Origin of the sequence: Streptomyces lasiicapitis (assembly GCF_014646335.1) — a bacterium.
GTDB lineage: Bacteria > Actinomycetota > Actinomycetes > Streptomycetales > Streptomycetaceae > Streptomyces > Streptomyces lasiicapitis.
In genome coordinates this window covers 679,722-696,019 of record NZ_BMNG01000002.1, presented here as the reverse complement: position 1 = coordinate 696,019, position 16,298 = coordinate 679,722, and the positions used below count along the sequence as shown (strand labels likewise).

1 protein-coding gene is annotated in these 16,298 nt (G+C 73.5%); it reads right to left on the bottom strand.

Going from position 1 to position 16,298, the window contains the following annotated elements:
* Positions 1-52: 52 nt before the first annotated feature.
* Entirely contained in the window at positions 53-16,228 is a 16,176-nt protein-coding gene (locus tag IEY91_RS05890; protein WP_189173115.1) for a type I polyketide synthase, read from the bottom strand.
* Between the last annotated feature and the right edge of the window lie 70 nt (positions 16,229-16,298).

The window sequence follows — 16,298 nt, the reverse complement described above, 5'->3', positions numbered from 1 at the left end:
ACCGGTCGGGCCGACCGGGCCGTGCGAGCGCCGCCGGCCCGGTCGGACTGATTCAGGAAATGCCGAGTTCTTTGTCGATGAAGTCGAAGACCTCATCGGCCGACGCCGACTCGAGCCGCGAGGAGACCGCCTCACCCTCGGCGGGCTCCTCGCCATCCGCGCCCTTCCACTTCGACATCAGCGCCTCCAGGCGCATCGTGATGCGCATGCGGGAGCTGTCGTCGGGCGCGATGGAACCGAGGCCCGCCTCCAGGCGGTCCAGTTCCCGCAGGGTGGAGTCCACTCCGTCGGCGTCGTCCTGGAGCAGCTCCGTACGCAGGTACTGGGCCAGGGCGACGGACGTCGGGTGGTCGAACACAAGGGTGGCGGGCAGCCGCAGCCCCGTGGCCTTGTTCAGGCGGTTGCGGACCTCCACGGCCGTCAGGGAGTCGAAGCCCAGCTCCCTGAAGGCCAGGTGGGCGTCGATGGACTCCGCGCCGGTGTAGCCGAGCACGGCGGCCGCGTGCGAGCGCACGATGTCGAGCAGGATCACCTCGCGCTCGGGCTCGGTGAGCGGCGCCAGACGGCCGCGCAGCTCGCCGGCCGCGTCGTCGCCAGTGCCCGCGTCGGCCGCCGGTTCGACGGCCACGGACTCCACGTACCGGCGCACTTCGGGGAGGTCCCCGATGAACGGGCTCGTGCGGGCCGAGGTGAAGGCGGGCGCGAACCGCTCCCAGTCGAGGTCGGCGACGGCGAGAAACGTCTCGTCGTACGCCACCGCCTGGGCGAGCGCGGCGACCGCGAGGCCGGGCGCCATCGGCCGCAGACCGCGGCGGCGGAACTGCTCCTCGCCGTCGTCCCCGGCCATGCCGCCCCCGGCCCACAGGCCCCAGGCCACGGAGGTGGCGGTGAGGCCGCGTGCCCGGCGCTGCTCGGCGAGCGCATCGAGGTGCGCGTTGGCGGCCGCGTACGCGCCCTGGCTGCCGCTGCCCCACACGCCCGCGTTGGACGAGAACAGGACGAACGCGTCGAGGTCCGCCCCGGAGTCGAGGAGCGCGTCGAGGTGTGCGGCGCCCGCGACCTTCGCCTCCAGGACATCGGCGATGTCGGCGGCCGTCATCGCGTCCAGGGGCTGGCCCTGGCCGACGCCCGCCGCGTGGAAGACGGAACGCAGGGTGTGTCCGTCCTCGGTGAGACGGCCGAGGAGTCCGGCGACGGCGTCCCGGTCGGCGACGTCGCAGGCCGCGATGGTCACCTTGGCACCCAACTCCTCCAGCTCCACCTGGAGTTCGGCGGCACCGGGGGCGTCGAGTCCGCGACGGCTGGTGAGTACGAGGTGCTCGGCGCCCTCGCGGGCCAGCCAGCGTGCCACGTGCCCGCCGATGGCACCGGTACCGCCGGTGATCAGCGCGGTGCCACGCGGCGTCCACTCCCGGGTCTCGCCCGCGCCGACGGGGGCGCGTACGAAGCGCCGCACGAGCACGCCTGCCTGGCGCACGGCGAGCTGGTCCTCCTCCCCGGCGGCTCCGGCTCCGGCTCCGGCTCCGGCGAGGATCCCGGGGAGCTGGGACGCCACCCGGGTGTCGGGCTTCTCGGGCAGGTCGACGAGGCCGCCCCAGCGGTCCGGGAACTCCAGGGCCGCGACGCGGCCGAGGCCCCAGATCTGCGCCTGGGCGGGGCGGGCCGGCTGGTCGGCGCGGTCGGTAGCGACCGCGCCGCGCGTGACAGCCCAGAGGCGGGCGTCGATTCCGGCGTCGCCGAGAGCCTGCACGAGGGCGACTGTGCCGACGAGCCCGGCCGAGACGCCCGCGTGGGCGTCGTAGGCGCTGGGCGCGTCGTGGGCGGATTCGTCGAGACTGAGCAGGGAGACCACTCCGGCGAGTTCCGCCTGGGCCGCCTCCCGCAGTCGTCCGGTCAGCGCTTCTCGGGTCAACTCCGGTGACGTGACGGCCAGTTCGACGACGTCCGCACCGGCCGCTGCCAGCGCTTCACGTACGCCCGCCGCCCACGGGTGCTTCGCCGCGTTCTCCGGGAGTACGACCAGCCAGCGTCCGGTCAGGCCGGTGGCGGGAAGCGCGCCCGCGAGGGGCTGCCAGGCCACCTGGTAGCGCCAGCTGTCGAGGGTCGACCGCTCGCGCCGCTGCTTGCGCCACGACGACAGGACCGGAAGGACGGCACCCAGCTCGGCGGCGGGGCCGTCGGCCACGGCGAGTTCGGTGGCCAGTTGCTCCAGGTCCTCCCGCTCCACGGCGTCCCAGAACCGCGACTCGACCTCGTCCGTGGCGAGCGGCGAGCCCTCGCCCTGCTCCTCCTGCGGGGCGGCGAGCAGCCAGTAGTGCTGGCGCTGGAAGGCGTACGTGGGGAGGTCGACGGGGGTGTGGGCGCCGGGGAAGAGGGCCTTCCAGTCGAGTTCGGCACCGTGCACGTGGGCCTCGGCGAGCGAGGCGGCCAGGCGGTGGGCGCCGCCTTCGTCGCGGCGCAGGGAGCCGAGCGTGACCGCCTGGCTGTCCGTCGCGTCGATCGTCGCCTGCACCGGGACGGTGAGCACCGGGTGCGGGCTCATCTCCAGGAACAGCCCGTGACCTTCGGCCAGGAGGCCGCGCGTGGCGTGCTCGAAGAGGACTGTCTGGCGCAGGTTGCGGTACCAATAGCCTGCGTCCATGGGGGTGTTGGCGTCCAGCCAGGCGCCGGTGAGGGTCGAGTACAGCGGGACCTCGGCGGCCTGCGGGGCAACCCCTTCCAGCGCCTCGCCGATCTGCTGCTCGATCTGCTCCACGTACGAAGAATGCGAGGCGTAGTCCACCGGAATCGTCCGCGCACGGATGTCCTGGGCGACGCACTGCGCGACCAGCTCCTCCAGCGCCTCGGGCTCACCCGACACCACCACCTGGGCAGGCCCGTTGACAGCCGCCAGCTCGATGCGGCCGTCCCAGGCGGAGATCAGCTCCCGCACCTCCTGCTCGGGCAGCGGCACGGACACCATTCCGCCCTTGCCGGACAGCTCCCGGATGGCGAGGCTCCGCAGAGCGACGACACGGGCCGCGTCCCGCAGGGACAGCGCCCCGGCGACGCACGCGGCAGCGATCTCACCCTGACTGTGGCCCACCACGGCGGCGGGCTTCACACCCGCCGCCTGCCAGACGGCGGCCAGCGACACCATCACCGCGAAGAGGACGGGCTGGACCACGTCGACGCGGTCGAAGTTCTCACCGCTCAACTCCTCAAGGAGGTCCCAGTCCACGAACTCCGACAGCGCGTCCGCGCACTCCCGCATCCGCTCCGCGAACACCGGGCTGGAGTCGAGGAGTTCGACCGCCATCCCGGCCCACTGCGAACCCTGCCCGGGGAACACGAACACCGGGCGGACCATGCCGGTCTGCGCGCGGCCGGACACCACGTGGGTGGCCGCCGCGTCGCCCTGCGCGAGTCCTTCGAGCCCGGCGAGGACTTCGTCCCGGTCCCGGCCGAGGACGACGCCGCGGTGCTCGAACCGCGACCGCGTCGTCGCCAACGACCAGGCAACATCGTCGAGTTCGAGGTCGCCGTGCGCCAGCACGTGCTCCCGGAGCCGGGCGGCCTGCTCCCGCAGGGCGCTCTCGGTCTTCGCGGAGAGGGCCAGCGGTACGACACCCGCGACCACCGCCGGGGCGGCATCCCCGGCGGCCACGTCGGCCGCATCGGCCCCGTCGGCCACCGCGGGCTCGGGCTCCTCCGCCGACGGCACCTGCTCCAGGATCACATGCGCGTTGGTGCCGCTCATGCCGAAGGAGGAGACGCCCGCGCGGCGGGGTGCGCCGCTCTCGCGCTCGGGCCAGTCGCGGGCCTCGGTGAGGAGCGCGACGGCCCCTTCGGTCCAGTCGACCTCGGGGGTCGGCTCGTCGATGTGCAGGGTCTGGGGCAGTACGCCGTGGTGCATGGCGAGGACCATCTTCATCACGCCCGCGACACCGGAGGCAGCCTGGCTGTGCCCGATGTTGGACTTGATGGAGCCGAGCCACAGGGGCTCGCCGCTCTCCGGCCGCTCCTGCCCGTAGGTGGCGAGCAGGGCCTGCGCCTCGATCGGGTCGCCGAGCGTCGTACCCGTGCCGTGCGCCTCGACCGCGTCCACCTCGGATGCGGTCAGGCGGGCGTTGGCGAGGGCGGCGCGGATGACGCGCTGCTGGGAGGGACCGTTCGGCGCCGTGAGGCCGTTGCTCGCGCCGTCCTGGTTGATCGCGGAGCCGCGTACGACCGCGAGCACGCGGTGGCCGTTGCGGCGCGCGTCGGACAGGCGCTCCAGGAGCACCATGCCGACGCCCTCGGCCATGCCCATGCCGTCGGCGCCGGCGGCGAACGCCTTGCAGCGGCCGTCGGCGGCGAGGCCGCGCTGCTGGCTGAAGGCGATCAGGGCGCCCGGCGACGACATCACGGCGACGCCGCCCGCGAGCGCGAGCGAGCACTCGCCGCTGCGCAGGGCCTGTGCGGCCAGGTGCATGGCGACGAGGGACGACGAGCACGCCGTGTCGACGGTGACCGCCGGGCCTTCGAGGCCGAAGGTGTAGGCGATGCGTCCGGAGATGACGCTGGGCGCGCTGCCGGTGAGGATGTGGCCCTCCGCGCCCGCGGTGACCTGGCCGGGGCCCGTGCCGTAGTCCTGGTAGTTGGTGCCGACGAACACTCCGGCGGCCTCGCCGCGTACGGAACGCGGGTCGACGCCGGCGCGCTCGAAGGCCTCCCAGGACGTCTCCAGAAGGAGGCGCTGCTGCGGGTCCATGGCCAGGGCCTCGCGGGGCGAGATGCCGAAGAAGGCCGGGTCGAAGTGGCCCGCGTCGTGCAGGAAGCCGCCACCCCTGGTCGTGGTGGTGCCGGGGGTCTCCGGGTCCGGGTCGTAGAGGTGGGCGGTGTCCCAGCCGCGGCCCGCGGGGTAGCCGCCGACGACGTCGGCGCGGTCCTTGAGGACCTGCCACATCCGCTCGGGGCTGCTGATGCCGCCCGGGTAGCGGCAGCTCATCGCGACGATGGCGATCGGCTCGTCGGTGGCCGCCGCGACGGGGGCGGCCACCGGGCGGGCGGCGGCCGTGTCGGCGCCGAGGACCTGGGTGCGCAGGTACGCGGCCAGGGCGGTGCCGTTGGGGTGGTCGAAGACGACCGTGGTGGGCAGCTTCAGGCCGGTGGCGGCGCCGAGCCGGTTGCGCAGGTCGACGGCGGTGAGCGAGTCGAAGCCGAACTCGCGGAAGGCCCGCTCGGGGTCGAGGGCCTGCGCGGACTCGTAGCCGAGGACGGCGGCCGCGTGCGTGAGCACGAGGTCGACCAGGACGCGGTCCCGCTCGGGCCCGGCGAGGCCGGTGAGGCGCTCGCGCAGCGCGGACGCCTTGGTCGAGCCTTCTCCGGCACCCGCGTCGGCCCCTTCACCGGCGGGTCCGTCCTGGTCGGCGGCCAGGACGCGCTGCGCGTCGGGCAGGTCGGCGAGCAGCGGGCGGGCGCGGCGCGAGGTGAACACCGGCACGAACTGGTCCCAGTCCACGTCGGCCAGGGCCAGGAACGTCTCGTCGTCGTCGAGGGTCTTGCGCATGCCCGCGAACGCGAGGTCCGGGTCGAGGAACGGCAGTCCCTGGCGGCGCAGTTGCTCCGGGTCGACGTCGACCGGCGCGCTGCCGCTCTCGTGCGGGTTGACGACGTTCCACACGCCCCAGGCGATCGAGGTGGCGGTCAGGCCGCGCGCCCTGCGGTGCTCGGCGAGGGCGTCGAGGTGGGCGTTGGCGGCGGCGTACGCGGCGTGGTCGCCGCTGCCCCAGACCCCGGCGATGGAGGAGAACAGCACGAACGCGTCGAGATCCGCGTCGAGGCCGGTCTCGCTCAGGAGCTCGTCCAGGACGACCGCGCCCGCGACCTTCGCCGCGACGATCTCGGCGAAGTCGCCGAGCGTGGTGGTGGCGAGGGGGGCGAGCTCGATGAGGGCGGCGGCGTGGATGACGGCGCGCAGCGTGTGGCCGTCGGCGGCGAGCCCGTCGAGGAGCGCGGCGACGGCTTCGCGGTCGGCGACGTCGCAGGACGCGATGGTGACCTGGGCGCCCAACTCCTCGAGTTCGGCGCGGAGTTCGGCGGCGCCCGGGGCGTCCGGGCCGCGACGGCTCGTCAGGACGAGGTGCTCGGCGCCCTCGCGGGCCAGCCAGCGCGCCAGGTGGGGGCCGAGGGCGCCGGTGCCGCCGGTGATCAGGACGGTGCCGCGGGGAGTCCACGGGGTGTTGGGGGTCTTCCCCTTCGCGGGGGCGGCGGGGGTGCCGGACTCCGCCCGGACGAGGCGGCGTACGAAGACTCCGGAGCCGCGCACGGCGAGCTGGTCCTCGTCGCCGACGCCCGCGAGGATCCCGGCGAACCGGGCCGCGGCACGGCTGTCGGGGGTCTGCGGCAGGTCGATGAGGCCGCCCCAGCGCTCGGGGTGCTCGAGGGCCACGACGCGGCCGAGGCCCCAGGTCTGCGCCTGGGCGGGGCTCTGCACCTGGTCGTTGCGTCCGGTGGAGACGGCTCCGGTGGAGACGGCCCACAGCCGTGCCGCGATGCCGGTGTCGCCGAGGGCCTGTACGAGGGCGACGGTGCCCGCGAGGCCTGCCGGGAGGACCGGGTGTGCGGGGTGCGGCTGCTCGGCGAGGGCCAGCAGGGAGACTACTCCGGCGATCCGCTCGCCCTCGCCAGAGGCGTCGGAGGCGTTGGGGGCGTACGCACCCAGACGTTCAGCCAGGGCCTCGCGCGTCAACTCCGCGCTGCTGACGCGGACTTCGGCGAAGGTCGCCCCGGCCTGCGTCAGCGCGTCCGTGACACCCGCCACCCACGCGTGGGCGGCTGCCTCCTCGGGAACGACGACGAGCCAACGCCCCGCCAGAACCGGCCCCGGAAGAGCACCGCTCGCCAGCGGCTTCCAGGTGACCCGGTAACGCCAACTGTCAAGGGTCGACCGCTCACGCCGCTGCCGCCGCCACGACGAAAGGACGGGCAGCACGGCACCCAGTTCGGCGGCCGCGGAACCGTCCGCCACCTCCAGCTCGGCCGCCAGACCCTCCAGGTCCTCGCGCTCCACGGCCTCCCAGAACCGGGCCTCCACCTCGTCCACCGCGAGCGCGGGCTCCGCACCCGGCGCGCCCGCCTCCTGCTCCGGCGAGACAAGCCAGTAGTGCCGGCGCTGGAAGGCGTACGTGGGCAGGTCGACGGTGGCGCGGGCGCCGGGGAAGAGCGCCTGCCAGTCCAGCTCGGCACCGTGCGTGTGGGCCTCGGCGAAGGACGCGGCGAGACGGCTCGGGCCGCCCTCGTCGCGGCGCAGGGAGCCAAGGGCCACGGCCGCGCCCTCGCGGCCCGCGGCCTCGATGGTGGCCTGCACCGGGACGGTGAGCACCGGGTGAGGGCTCATCTCCAGGAACAGCCCGTGCCCCTCGGCGAGCAGCCCGCGCGTGGCGTGCTCGAACAGGACCGTCTGGCGCAGGTTGCGGTACCAATACCCGGCGTCCATCGGGGTGTTGGCGTCCAGCCAGGCGCCGGTGAGGGTCGAGTACAGCGGGATCTCGGCGTTCTGCGGGGCGACTCCGGCCAACGCCTCCGCTATCTGCTCCTCGATCTGCTCCACGTACAGGGAGTGCGAGGCGTAGTCGACGGGGATGGTGCGGGCGCGGATGTCGTTCGCGACGCACTGCGCGACAAGTTCCGCCAGGGCCTCGGCCTCGCCGGACACCACCACCTGGGCGGGACCGTTGACGGCCGCCACCGAGACGCGCTCACCCCACGCCGTGATCAGCTCCCGGACCTCCTGCTCCGGCAGCGGCACGGACACCATGCCGCCCTTGCCGGACAGCTCCCTAATGGCGAGGCTCCGCAGAGCGACGACACGGGCCGCGTCCCGCAGGGACAGCGCCCCCGCCACGCACGCCGCCGCGATCTCACCCTGACTGTGACCCACCACAGCGGCGGGCTTCACACCCGCCGCCTGCCACGTGGCGGCCAGCGACACCATCACGGCGAACAGAACCGGCTGGACCACGTCGACGCGGTCGAACCGCTCGCCGTTGAGCTCCTCCAGCAGATCCCAGTCCACGAACTCGCCGAGCGCGTCCGCGCACTCCCGCATCCGCTCCGCGAACACTGGGCTGGAGTCGAGGAGTTCACGAGCCATGCCCGCCCACTGCGAACCCTGCCCCGGGAACACGAACACCGGGCGGACCGAGCCGCCATGGGTGTGACCCGTGACGACGTTCTGCGCGCTCGCGTCGTCCCGCGCCAGCGAGTCGAGCCCGGCGAGCAGCTCGTCGCGGTCGCGGCCGAGTACGACGCCCCGGTGCTCGAACCGCGACCGCGCCGCAGTCAACGACCAGGCCACATCGGCCAGTTCGACGTCGGCGTGCGCGACGAGGTGTGCGCGCAGGCGTGCGGCCTGGTCGCGCAGCGCGTCCTCGTTCTTCGCCGAGAGCGCCAGCGGGACGACGCCCGCGAGCACCGGCGACGGCACGTCATCGCCCGCGTCGGCGCCCGGCTCCTCGGCCGACAGGCCCTGCTCCAGGATCACGTGCGCGTTCGTCCCGCTCACACCGAACGACGACACACCCGCGCGACGCGGCACGCCACCGTCCCGCTCGGGCCAGGTCCGGGACTCCGCGAGGAGTTCCACGGTGCCCGCCGACCAGTCGACCTCGGGGGTCGGCGCGTCCATGTTCAGCGTGCGCGGCAGCACGCCGTGGCGCATCGCCATGACCATCTTGATGACACCGGCGACACCGGCGGCGGCCTGGGTGTGGCCGATGTTGGACTTCACCGAGCCGAGCAGCAGCGGCCGGTCGGCCGGGCGCTGCTTGCCGTACGTGGCGATGAGGGCCTGGGCCTCGATCGGGTCGCCGAGGGGGGTGCCCGTGCCGTGCGCCTCGACCGCGTCCACGTCCGTGGGCGTGAGGCGGGCGTTGGCGAGGGCCTGGGTGATGACGCGCTGCTGGGAGGGCCCGTTGGGCGCGGTCAGGCCGTTGCTGGCGCCGTCCTGGTTGATCGCGGAGCCGCGTACGACGGCGAGGACCTGGTGGCCGTTGCGGCGGGCGTCGGAGAGCCGCTCAAGGACGAGCATGCCGACGCCCTCGCCCCAGCTCGTGCCGTCGGCGGCGGCCGCGAAGGGCTTGCAGCGGCCGTCGGGGGCGAGGCCGCGCTGGCGGCTGAACTCCAGGAAGGTGCCCGCCGTGGGCATCACGGTCACACCGCCCGCGAGCGCCATCGTGCACTCGCCGTTGCGCAGGGCCTGCGCGGCCAGGTGCAGGGCGACAAGGGACGACGAGCACGCCGTGTCGACGGTGACCGCCGGGCCTTCGAGGCCGAGGGAGTACGAGATGCGGCCCGAGGCGATGGCGCCGGAGCTGCCGGTGCCGAGGTAGCCCCCGAGGCCCTCGGGGACGCTGCTGAGCTGGGAGCCGTACTCGTGGTAGATGAGGCCGGCGAAGACTCCGGTGGGGCTGCCGTGCAGCGTCGCCGGGTCGATCCCGGCGCGCTCGAACGCCTCCCAGGAGGTCTCCAGGAGGAGCCGCTGCTGCGGGTCCATGGCGAGCGCCTCGCGCGGCGAGATGCCGAAGAACGCTGCGTCGAACTCGCCCGCGTCGTGCAGGAAGCCGCCTTCGCGGGCGTAGCTCGTGCCGACGCGGTCGGGGTCGGGGTCGTAGAGGGACGCGGTGTCCCAGCCCCGGCCCTCCGGGAACTCGGTGATGGCCTCTTCGCCGTCGGTGAGCAGCCGCCACAGGTCCTCGGGCGTGTGGACGCCGCCGGGGAAGCGGCAGCTCATCGCGACGATGGCGATGGGCTCGTCCTGGGCGGCGGCCGCGACGACCTGAGGCCTGTTCCCGGCCGCCGTGTCCGGCAGGTCGCCGAGGATCTCGGTGCCCAGGTAGTGGGCGAGGGCCTTCGGCGTGGGGTAGTCGAAGACGAGCCCGGCGGGCAGCCGGGTCTCGGTGGCGGCGTTGAGGCGGTTGCGGAGTTCGACAGAGGTGAGGGAGTCGAAGCCCAGCTCCTTGAACGCCTTCGTGGGGGCCACGTCCTCGCCGGAGGCGTAGCCGAGCACGGCGGCGACCTGGGCGCGGACGAGGTCGAGGAGGGCGCGTTCGCGGTGCTCGGGGGCCAGGGCGGCCAACTGGCCGGCGAAGGAGGTTCCGGCCGCGGCGGGGCCCGATTCGACGACGCGACGGGTGCGTACGCCGCCCCGTATGAGGCCGCGGAAGAGCGGCGGTACGTCGGCGCCGAACTGCTTGCGCAGGGTTTCGGTGTTGAGCTTCATCGGCACGAGGGCGCCGTCGGGCTGGGCGAGGGAGACATCCAGGAGAGCCAGGCCCTCGTCGGCAGACAGAGCCGCCACTCCAGCACGGTTCATGCGGTCGATGTCGCCCTCGTCCAGGGCTCCGGCCATGCCACCCTGGTCCGCCCACAGGCCCCACGCGAGAGAGGTCGCGGACAGGCCCTGGGCGCGGCGGTACTGCGCCAACGCGTCCAGGAAGGCATTCGCTGCCGCGTAGTTGGCCTGGCCCGCACTGCCAAGCACACCGGCCGCGGAGGAGAACAGCACGAACGCCGACAGGTCCAGGTCGGCCGTCAACGCGTGCAGGTTCACCGCCGCGTCCACCTTCGGCCGCAGCACCGTGTCCAGACGCTCGGGCGTCAGCGCGGTGACCACGCCGTCATCGACCACACCTGCGACATGTACGACAGCCGTGAGGTCCGCGCGTACGTCGTCCACAAGCGCGGCCAGCGCGTCACGGTCGGCCACATCGCAGGCGGCGATGGTGACGTTCGCGCCCAACTCCTCCAGTTCCGCACGGACTTCACCCGCACCCGGAGTGTCCTCACCCCGACGCGAGACCAGCAGCAGGTCCCGTACACCGTGCCGGTCGGCCAGGTGCCGGGCAACAACCCGCCCCAGCCCACCCAGCGCACCCGTCACCAGGACAGTCCCCTGCCCGTCGAAGCGCGGCGGCAGCGTCAGCACCACCTTGCCCACATGACGGGCCTGGCTCAGATACCGGAACGCCTCCGGAGCCCGCCGCACATCCCACGCCTTCACCGGCAACGGCTCCAGCACACCCTGATCGAACAGGGACAACACCTCCGCCAGCATGTCGCGGACGCGGTCGGGCGACAGTTCGGCGAGGTCGAAGCTCCGGTAGTCCACGCCCTCGTGGGCGTCGGCCACGGCTGCGGGGTCGCGGAGGTCGGTCTTGCCCATCTCCACGAAGCGCCCGCCACGCGGCAGCAGCCGCAGTGACGCGTCCACGAACTCCCGTGCCAGGGAGTTCAGTACGACGTCGACGCCCCGCCCCTCGCTGGCAGCCAGCACAGACGCCTCGAAGTCCAGGGTCCGGGACGACGCGATGCGCGAGTCCTCAATCCCCAACTCCCGCAGCACACCCCACTTCCCGGCGCTCGCGGTCCCGTACACCTCCGCACCGAAATGCCGCGCCAACTGCACCGCGGCCATGCCCACACCACCAGCGGCGGCATGCACGAGAATCGACTCGCCCGCCTCCAGACCAGCCAGATCCCGCAGCGCGTAGTACGCCGTCAGGAACACCGTCGGCACGGCGGCGGCCTGCGCGAACGACCAGCCCTCCGGCATCCGCGCCACCATCCGCGCGTCCGCCACCGCCAGCGGTCCGAAGCCGCCGTCGATGAGGCCCAGTACGCGGTCGCCGACGGCGAGGTCCGTCACTCCGGGCCCGACCTCGATCACGACACCGGCACCCTCGGTGCCCATCTGGGCCTCGCCGGGGTACATGCCCAACGCGATCAGCGCGTCGCGGAAGTTGACACCGGCGGCGCGCACGGAGACGCGTACCTCGCCGTCGGCGAGCGGCCTGCCGCCGAACGCCTCGGCGTCCTCGGCCACGGGCAGGAGCGCCAGATTCTCCAGCGTGCCCCGGCCGGTGACCCCCAACTGCCAGGAACCGTCCGACGACGGGACATCGAGCACCCCGCCACTCACACCAGCACCGGCAATCGCACTGGCACCAGCACTGGCCCTGGCGCGCATGAGTCGCGGCGCCCACACCACGTCCCCGCGCACCGCCACCTGCGGCTCGTCGAGGCCGAGCGCCCCGGGCAGCAGGGCGAGTGCCTGCTCACCACCGTCGACGTCGACCAGGACGAGACGGCCCGGGTTCTCCGACTGCGCCGACCGCACCAGACCCCACACCGGCGCGTCCACCAGACCCGCGGCCGACACGACATCACCGGAGCCCACGCCCACGGCACCGGACGTCACCACCACCAGACGGGAGGTCTCACCGGCCTCGAAGGCCAGCCACTCCCCCACGATGCCCAAGGTGTCGTACAGAGAGGCACGCACCGACCCGGCCGTGTCCCCGTCACGTGCCTCACCGACGCACGTCACGAACACGGACTCCGGCAGGGCAGCCCCGCCGTCGACCGCCGCGGCCAGCTCAGCCACATCGGCGTACGCCGCGACCGTCGCACCGGCGCTCTCCAGCGCCGCGCGCAGCCCCAACTCGTCCGTACCCAGGACGGCACAGGCACCGGCCGACACGGGGGCGGGCGCGGACACCACGCTCCAGTCCACGCGGAACAGCGAGTCGTCGTCGGACGCGGCGACGTCCAGTTCACCGGCGGCGAGAGCGCGCAGGATGAGGGAATCCACCGTGGCGACCGGCTCGCCGGAGGTGTCGGCGATGCTGAGGGACACCGCGCCGGATGCGGCGGGCGTCAGGCGGACGCGCAGTTCGGACGCGCCGGTCGCGTACAGCGACACACCGCTCCAGGAGAACGGCAACCGTGCCCCGGTCTCGTCCCCGTCCTGGCCGATGGCGGTCAGGGCGATGCCGTGGAGGCTCGCGTCGAGGAGCGCGGGGTGCAGGCCGTACTCCGCGGCGTCACCGTGCTGGTCGTCCGGCAGCGCGACCTCCGCGAAGACCTCGTCGCCGCGGCGCCAGGCCGCGCGTACTCCCTGGAAGGCCGGGCCGTAGCCGAGTCCCGCGGCGGCGAAGCCCGCGTAGAGCTCCTCGGTCTCCACGGCGACGGCGCCGGTGGGCGGCCACTGGGCGAAGTCGGCGTCGGCGCCCGTCGGCCGCGCGGGGCCGGAGGACGCGTCGGCGGTGGCGAGGGCTCCGGACGCGTGGCGGAGCCACGGCTCGTCGGGGACGTCGTTCTGGCGCCGCGAGTGCAGGGTGAAGGTGCGCCGTCCGGTGTCGTCCGGCTCCTCCACCCACAACTGGAGCTGTACGCCGGTGCCGTCGTCGGGCAGTACCAGCGGGGCTTCCAGGATCAGCTCTTCGAGCAGGTCGCAGCCGACCTCGTCACCGGCGCGCACGGCCAGCTCGACGAAGGCCGTGCCGGGCAGCAGCGTCCTGCCCGCGACCACGTGGTCGGCGAGCCAGGGGTGGGCGTCGACCGACAGCAGGCCGGCGAACAGGCGCGCGTCGCTCCCGGCGACCTGGACGGCCGCGCCGAGCAGCGGGTGGTCGGCGGCGGCGAGCCCGGCCGAGGTGACATCACCGGTCAGGGCGGGGGCGTGCAGCCAGTAGCTCTGGTGCTGGAAGGCGTACGTGGGGAGGTCGACACGCGCGCGGGACTCGATCGGGGCGTACAGCGGCTCCCAGTCGACCTCTGCCCCGCGCACATGGAGCTGGGCGAGGGCGGTCAGGAAGGTGTCCGCTTCCGGGCGGTCCTTGCGTGCGGCGGCTATGAGGCCCGCTTGGGCGGTGGGGTCGGTGAGCGTGTCGTGGGCCATCGCCGTGAGTACGGAGTCGGGGCCCAGCTCAAGCAGCGTCGACACACCGAAGCCGGTGAGGGCGCCGAGGCCGTCGTGGAAGCGGACCGCCTCGCGGATGTGGCGGACCCAGTACTCGGGGTCCTTGAGCTGGGCCGACTCGGCCAGTTCACCGGTGACGTTCGAGACCACCGGCAGCTTCGGTTCCTGGTACGTCAGGCCGCGGGCGACCTCGCGGAACTCGTCCAGGATGGGGTCCATCAGCGGTGAGTGGAACGCGTGCGAGACCTTCAGCCAGCGCACCTTGCGGCCCTCGCCGCGGAGCTTCTCCTCCAGGCCGGCCAGGATCGCGCGATCACCGGAAAGCACCACCTGCGAGGGCCCGTTGACCGCGGCCAGGCCGACCCGGTCCGTCACACCCTCCAGCAGCGGCAGCACATCACCTTCCGCTGCCTGGACGGCGAGCATCGCCCCGCCCTCGGGCAGCGACTGCATCAACCGCCCGCGCGCGGCCACCAGTTGAGCCGCGTCCTCCAACGACCACAGCCCGGCCACGTACGCAGCCGTCAGCTCACCGATCGAGTGCCCGCCCACGATCTCCGGCCGTACCCCGAAGGACTCGGCCAGGCGGTACAGGGCCACCTCCACCGCGAACAGCGCGGGCTGCGCGTACCCCGTCTGCTCCAACAGCCCGGCGTCCGTGCCGAACATGACGTCCTTGAGGGGCTGGTCGAGGAGCCCGTCGAGGTGCGCGCACACCTCGTCCAGCGCGGCCGCGAACACGGGGAAGGCCTCGTACAACTCCCGCCCCATGCCGATGCGCTGGCTGCCCTGCCCGGTGAAGACGGCGCCGAGGCGGCCCTCAGCCACCGCGCCCGCGACGGCTCCGGGTCCGTCCGACGCCAGCGCCTCCAGGCCGGTCAGGAAGTCTTCCCGGTCCCGGCCGAAGACGACCGCGCGGTGCTCGTGCAGGGCGCGGGCCGACAGCAGGGTCCAGCCCGTGTCGACGGGGTCGAGGCCGTCGCGTCCGGCCACGTGCTCCCGCAGCTTCCCGGCCTGCGCACGCAGCGCATCGGCGCTGCGGGCCGACACCAACCATGGAAGCGCGCTGGATAGAACGCTCGTTTTAGCGGAGACAGTAGGTTCAGGGTCCGCCACCGGAACCTGCTCCACGATCACATGGGCGTTCGTGCCGCTGACGCCGAACGACGACACACCCGCGCGACGCGGCGTGCCCTCCTCGCGCTCGGACCACGCGCGCGCCTCGGTCAGCAGTTCCACGGCGCCGACGGACCAGTCGACGTGCGTGCTCGGCTCGTCGACGTGCAGTGTCTGCGGCAGGACGCCTTCGCGCATCGCCATGACCATCTTCATGACGCCCGCGACACCGGCCGCGGCCTGCGTGTGGCCGAGGTTGGACTTGATGGAACCCAGCCACAGCGGCCGGTCCTCGGGGCGGTCCTGGCCGTAGGTGGCGATGAGGGCCTGTGCCTCGATGGGGTCGCCGAGGGTGGTGCCGGTGCCGTGGCCCTCCACGGCGTCGATCTGCTCGGGGGCCAGGTGGGCGTTGGCGAGGGCCTGGAGGATGACGCGCTGTTGGGAGGGGCCGTTGGGGGCGGTCAGGCCGTTGCTGGCGCCGTCCTGGTTGACGGCCGAGCCGCGTACGACCGCGAGGACCTCGTGGCCGTTGCGGCGCGCGTCCGACAGGCGCTCCAGGAGCAGCAGGCCCGCGCCCTCGCCCCAGCCGGTGCCGTCGGCCGCGTCCGCGTACGGCTTGCAGCGGCCGTCGGAGGCGAGGCCGCGCTGCTTGCTGAAGTCGACGAAGGTGCCCGGCGTGAACATCACGGTCACGCCGCCCGCGAGCGCGAGCGAGCACTCGCCCTGGCGCAGTGCCTGCACGGCCAGGTGCAGGGCGACCAGCGAGGAGGAGCAGGCCGTGTCGATGGTGACGGCGGGGCCTTCGAGGCCGAAGGTGTAGGCGACGCGGCCGGAGACGATGCTGCTGGAGGCGCCGGTGCCGAGGTAGCCCTCGACGTCCTCCGGCACCGAGTGCAGCCGGGAGGCGTAGTCGTGGTACATGACGCCCGCGAAGACGCCGGTGGCGCTGCCGCGCAGCGAGGCCGGGTCGATGCCCGCGCGCTCGAACAGCTCCCAGGAGGTCTCCAGGAGCAGCCGCTGCTGCGGGTCGGTGGCCAGCGCCTCGCGGGGCGAGATGCCGAAGAAGGGGGCGTCGAACCGGTCGGCCTCGTGCAGGAATCCGCCCACGCGGGCGTACGCGGTGTCGTCGGCGCCGGGGTCCGGGTCGGCGAGCGCGTCCGCGTCCCAGCCGCGGTCGGTGGGGAACGGGGTGAGGGCGTCGGTGCCGTCGGCGACGAGCCGCCACAGCTCCTCCGGGGTGCGGACGCCGCCGGGGTAGCGGCAGCTCATCGACACGATGGCGATGGGCTCCTGGTCGCGCTCCTCCACCTCGCGCAGACGGCGACGAGCTTGACGCAAGTCGGATGTCGTCCGCTTGAGGTAGTCCCGAAGCTTCTCCTCGTTCGACATCTGTCGTCAGCTCCTCGTGGTGTTGATAAAGGCCGCGCTGGTGGCGCTGGTCGTGCGGTTCACTTCGGGT

Excerpts from the sequence above, each read along its gene's own strand:
- IEY91_RS05890 (WP_189173115.1), bottom strand. The coding sequence starts at position 16,228 with ATGTCGAACGAGGAGAAGCTTCGGGACTACCTCAAGCGGACGACATCC.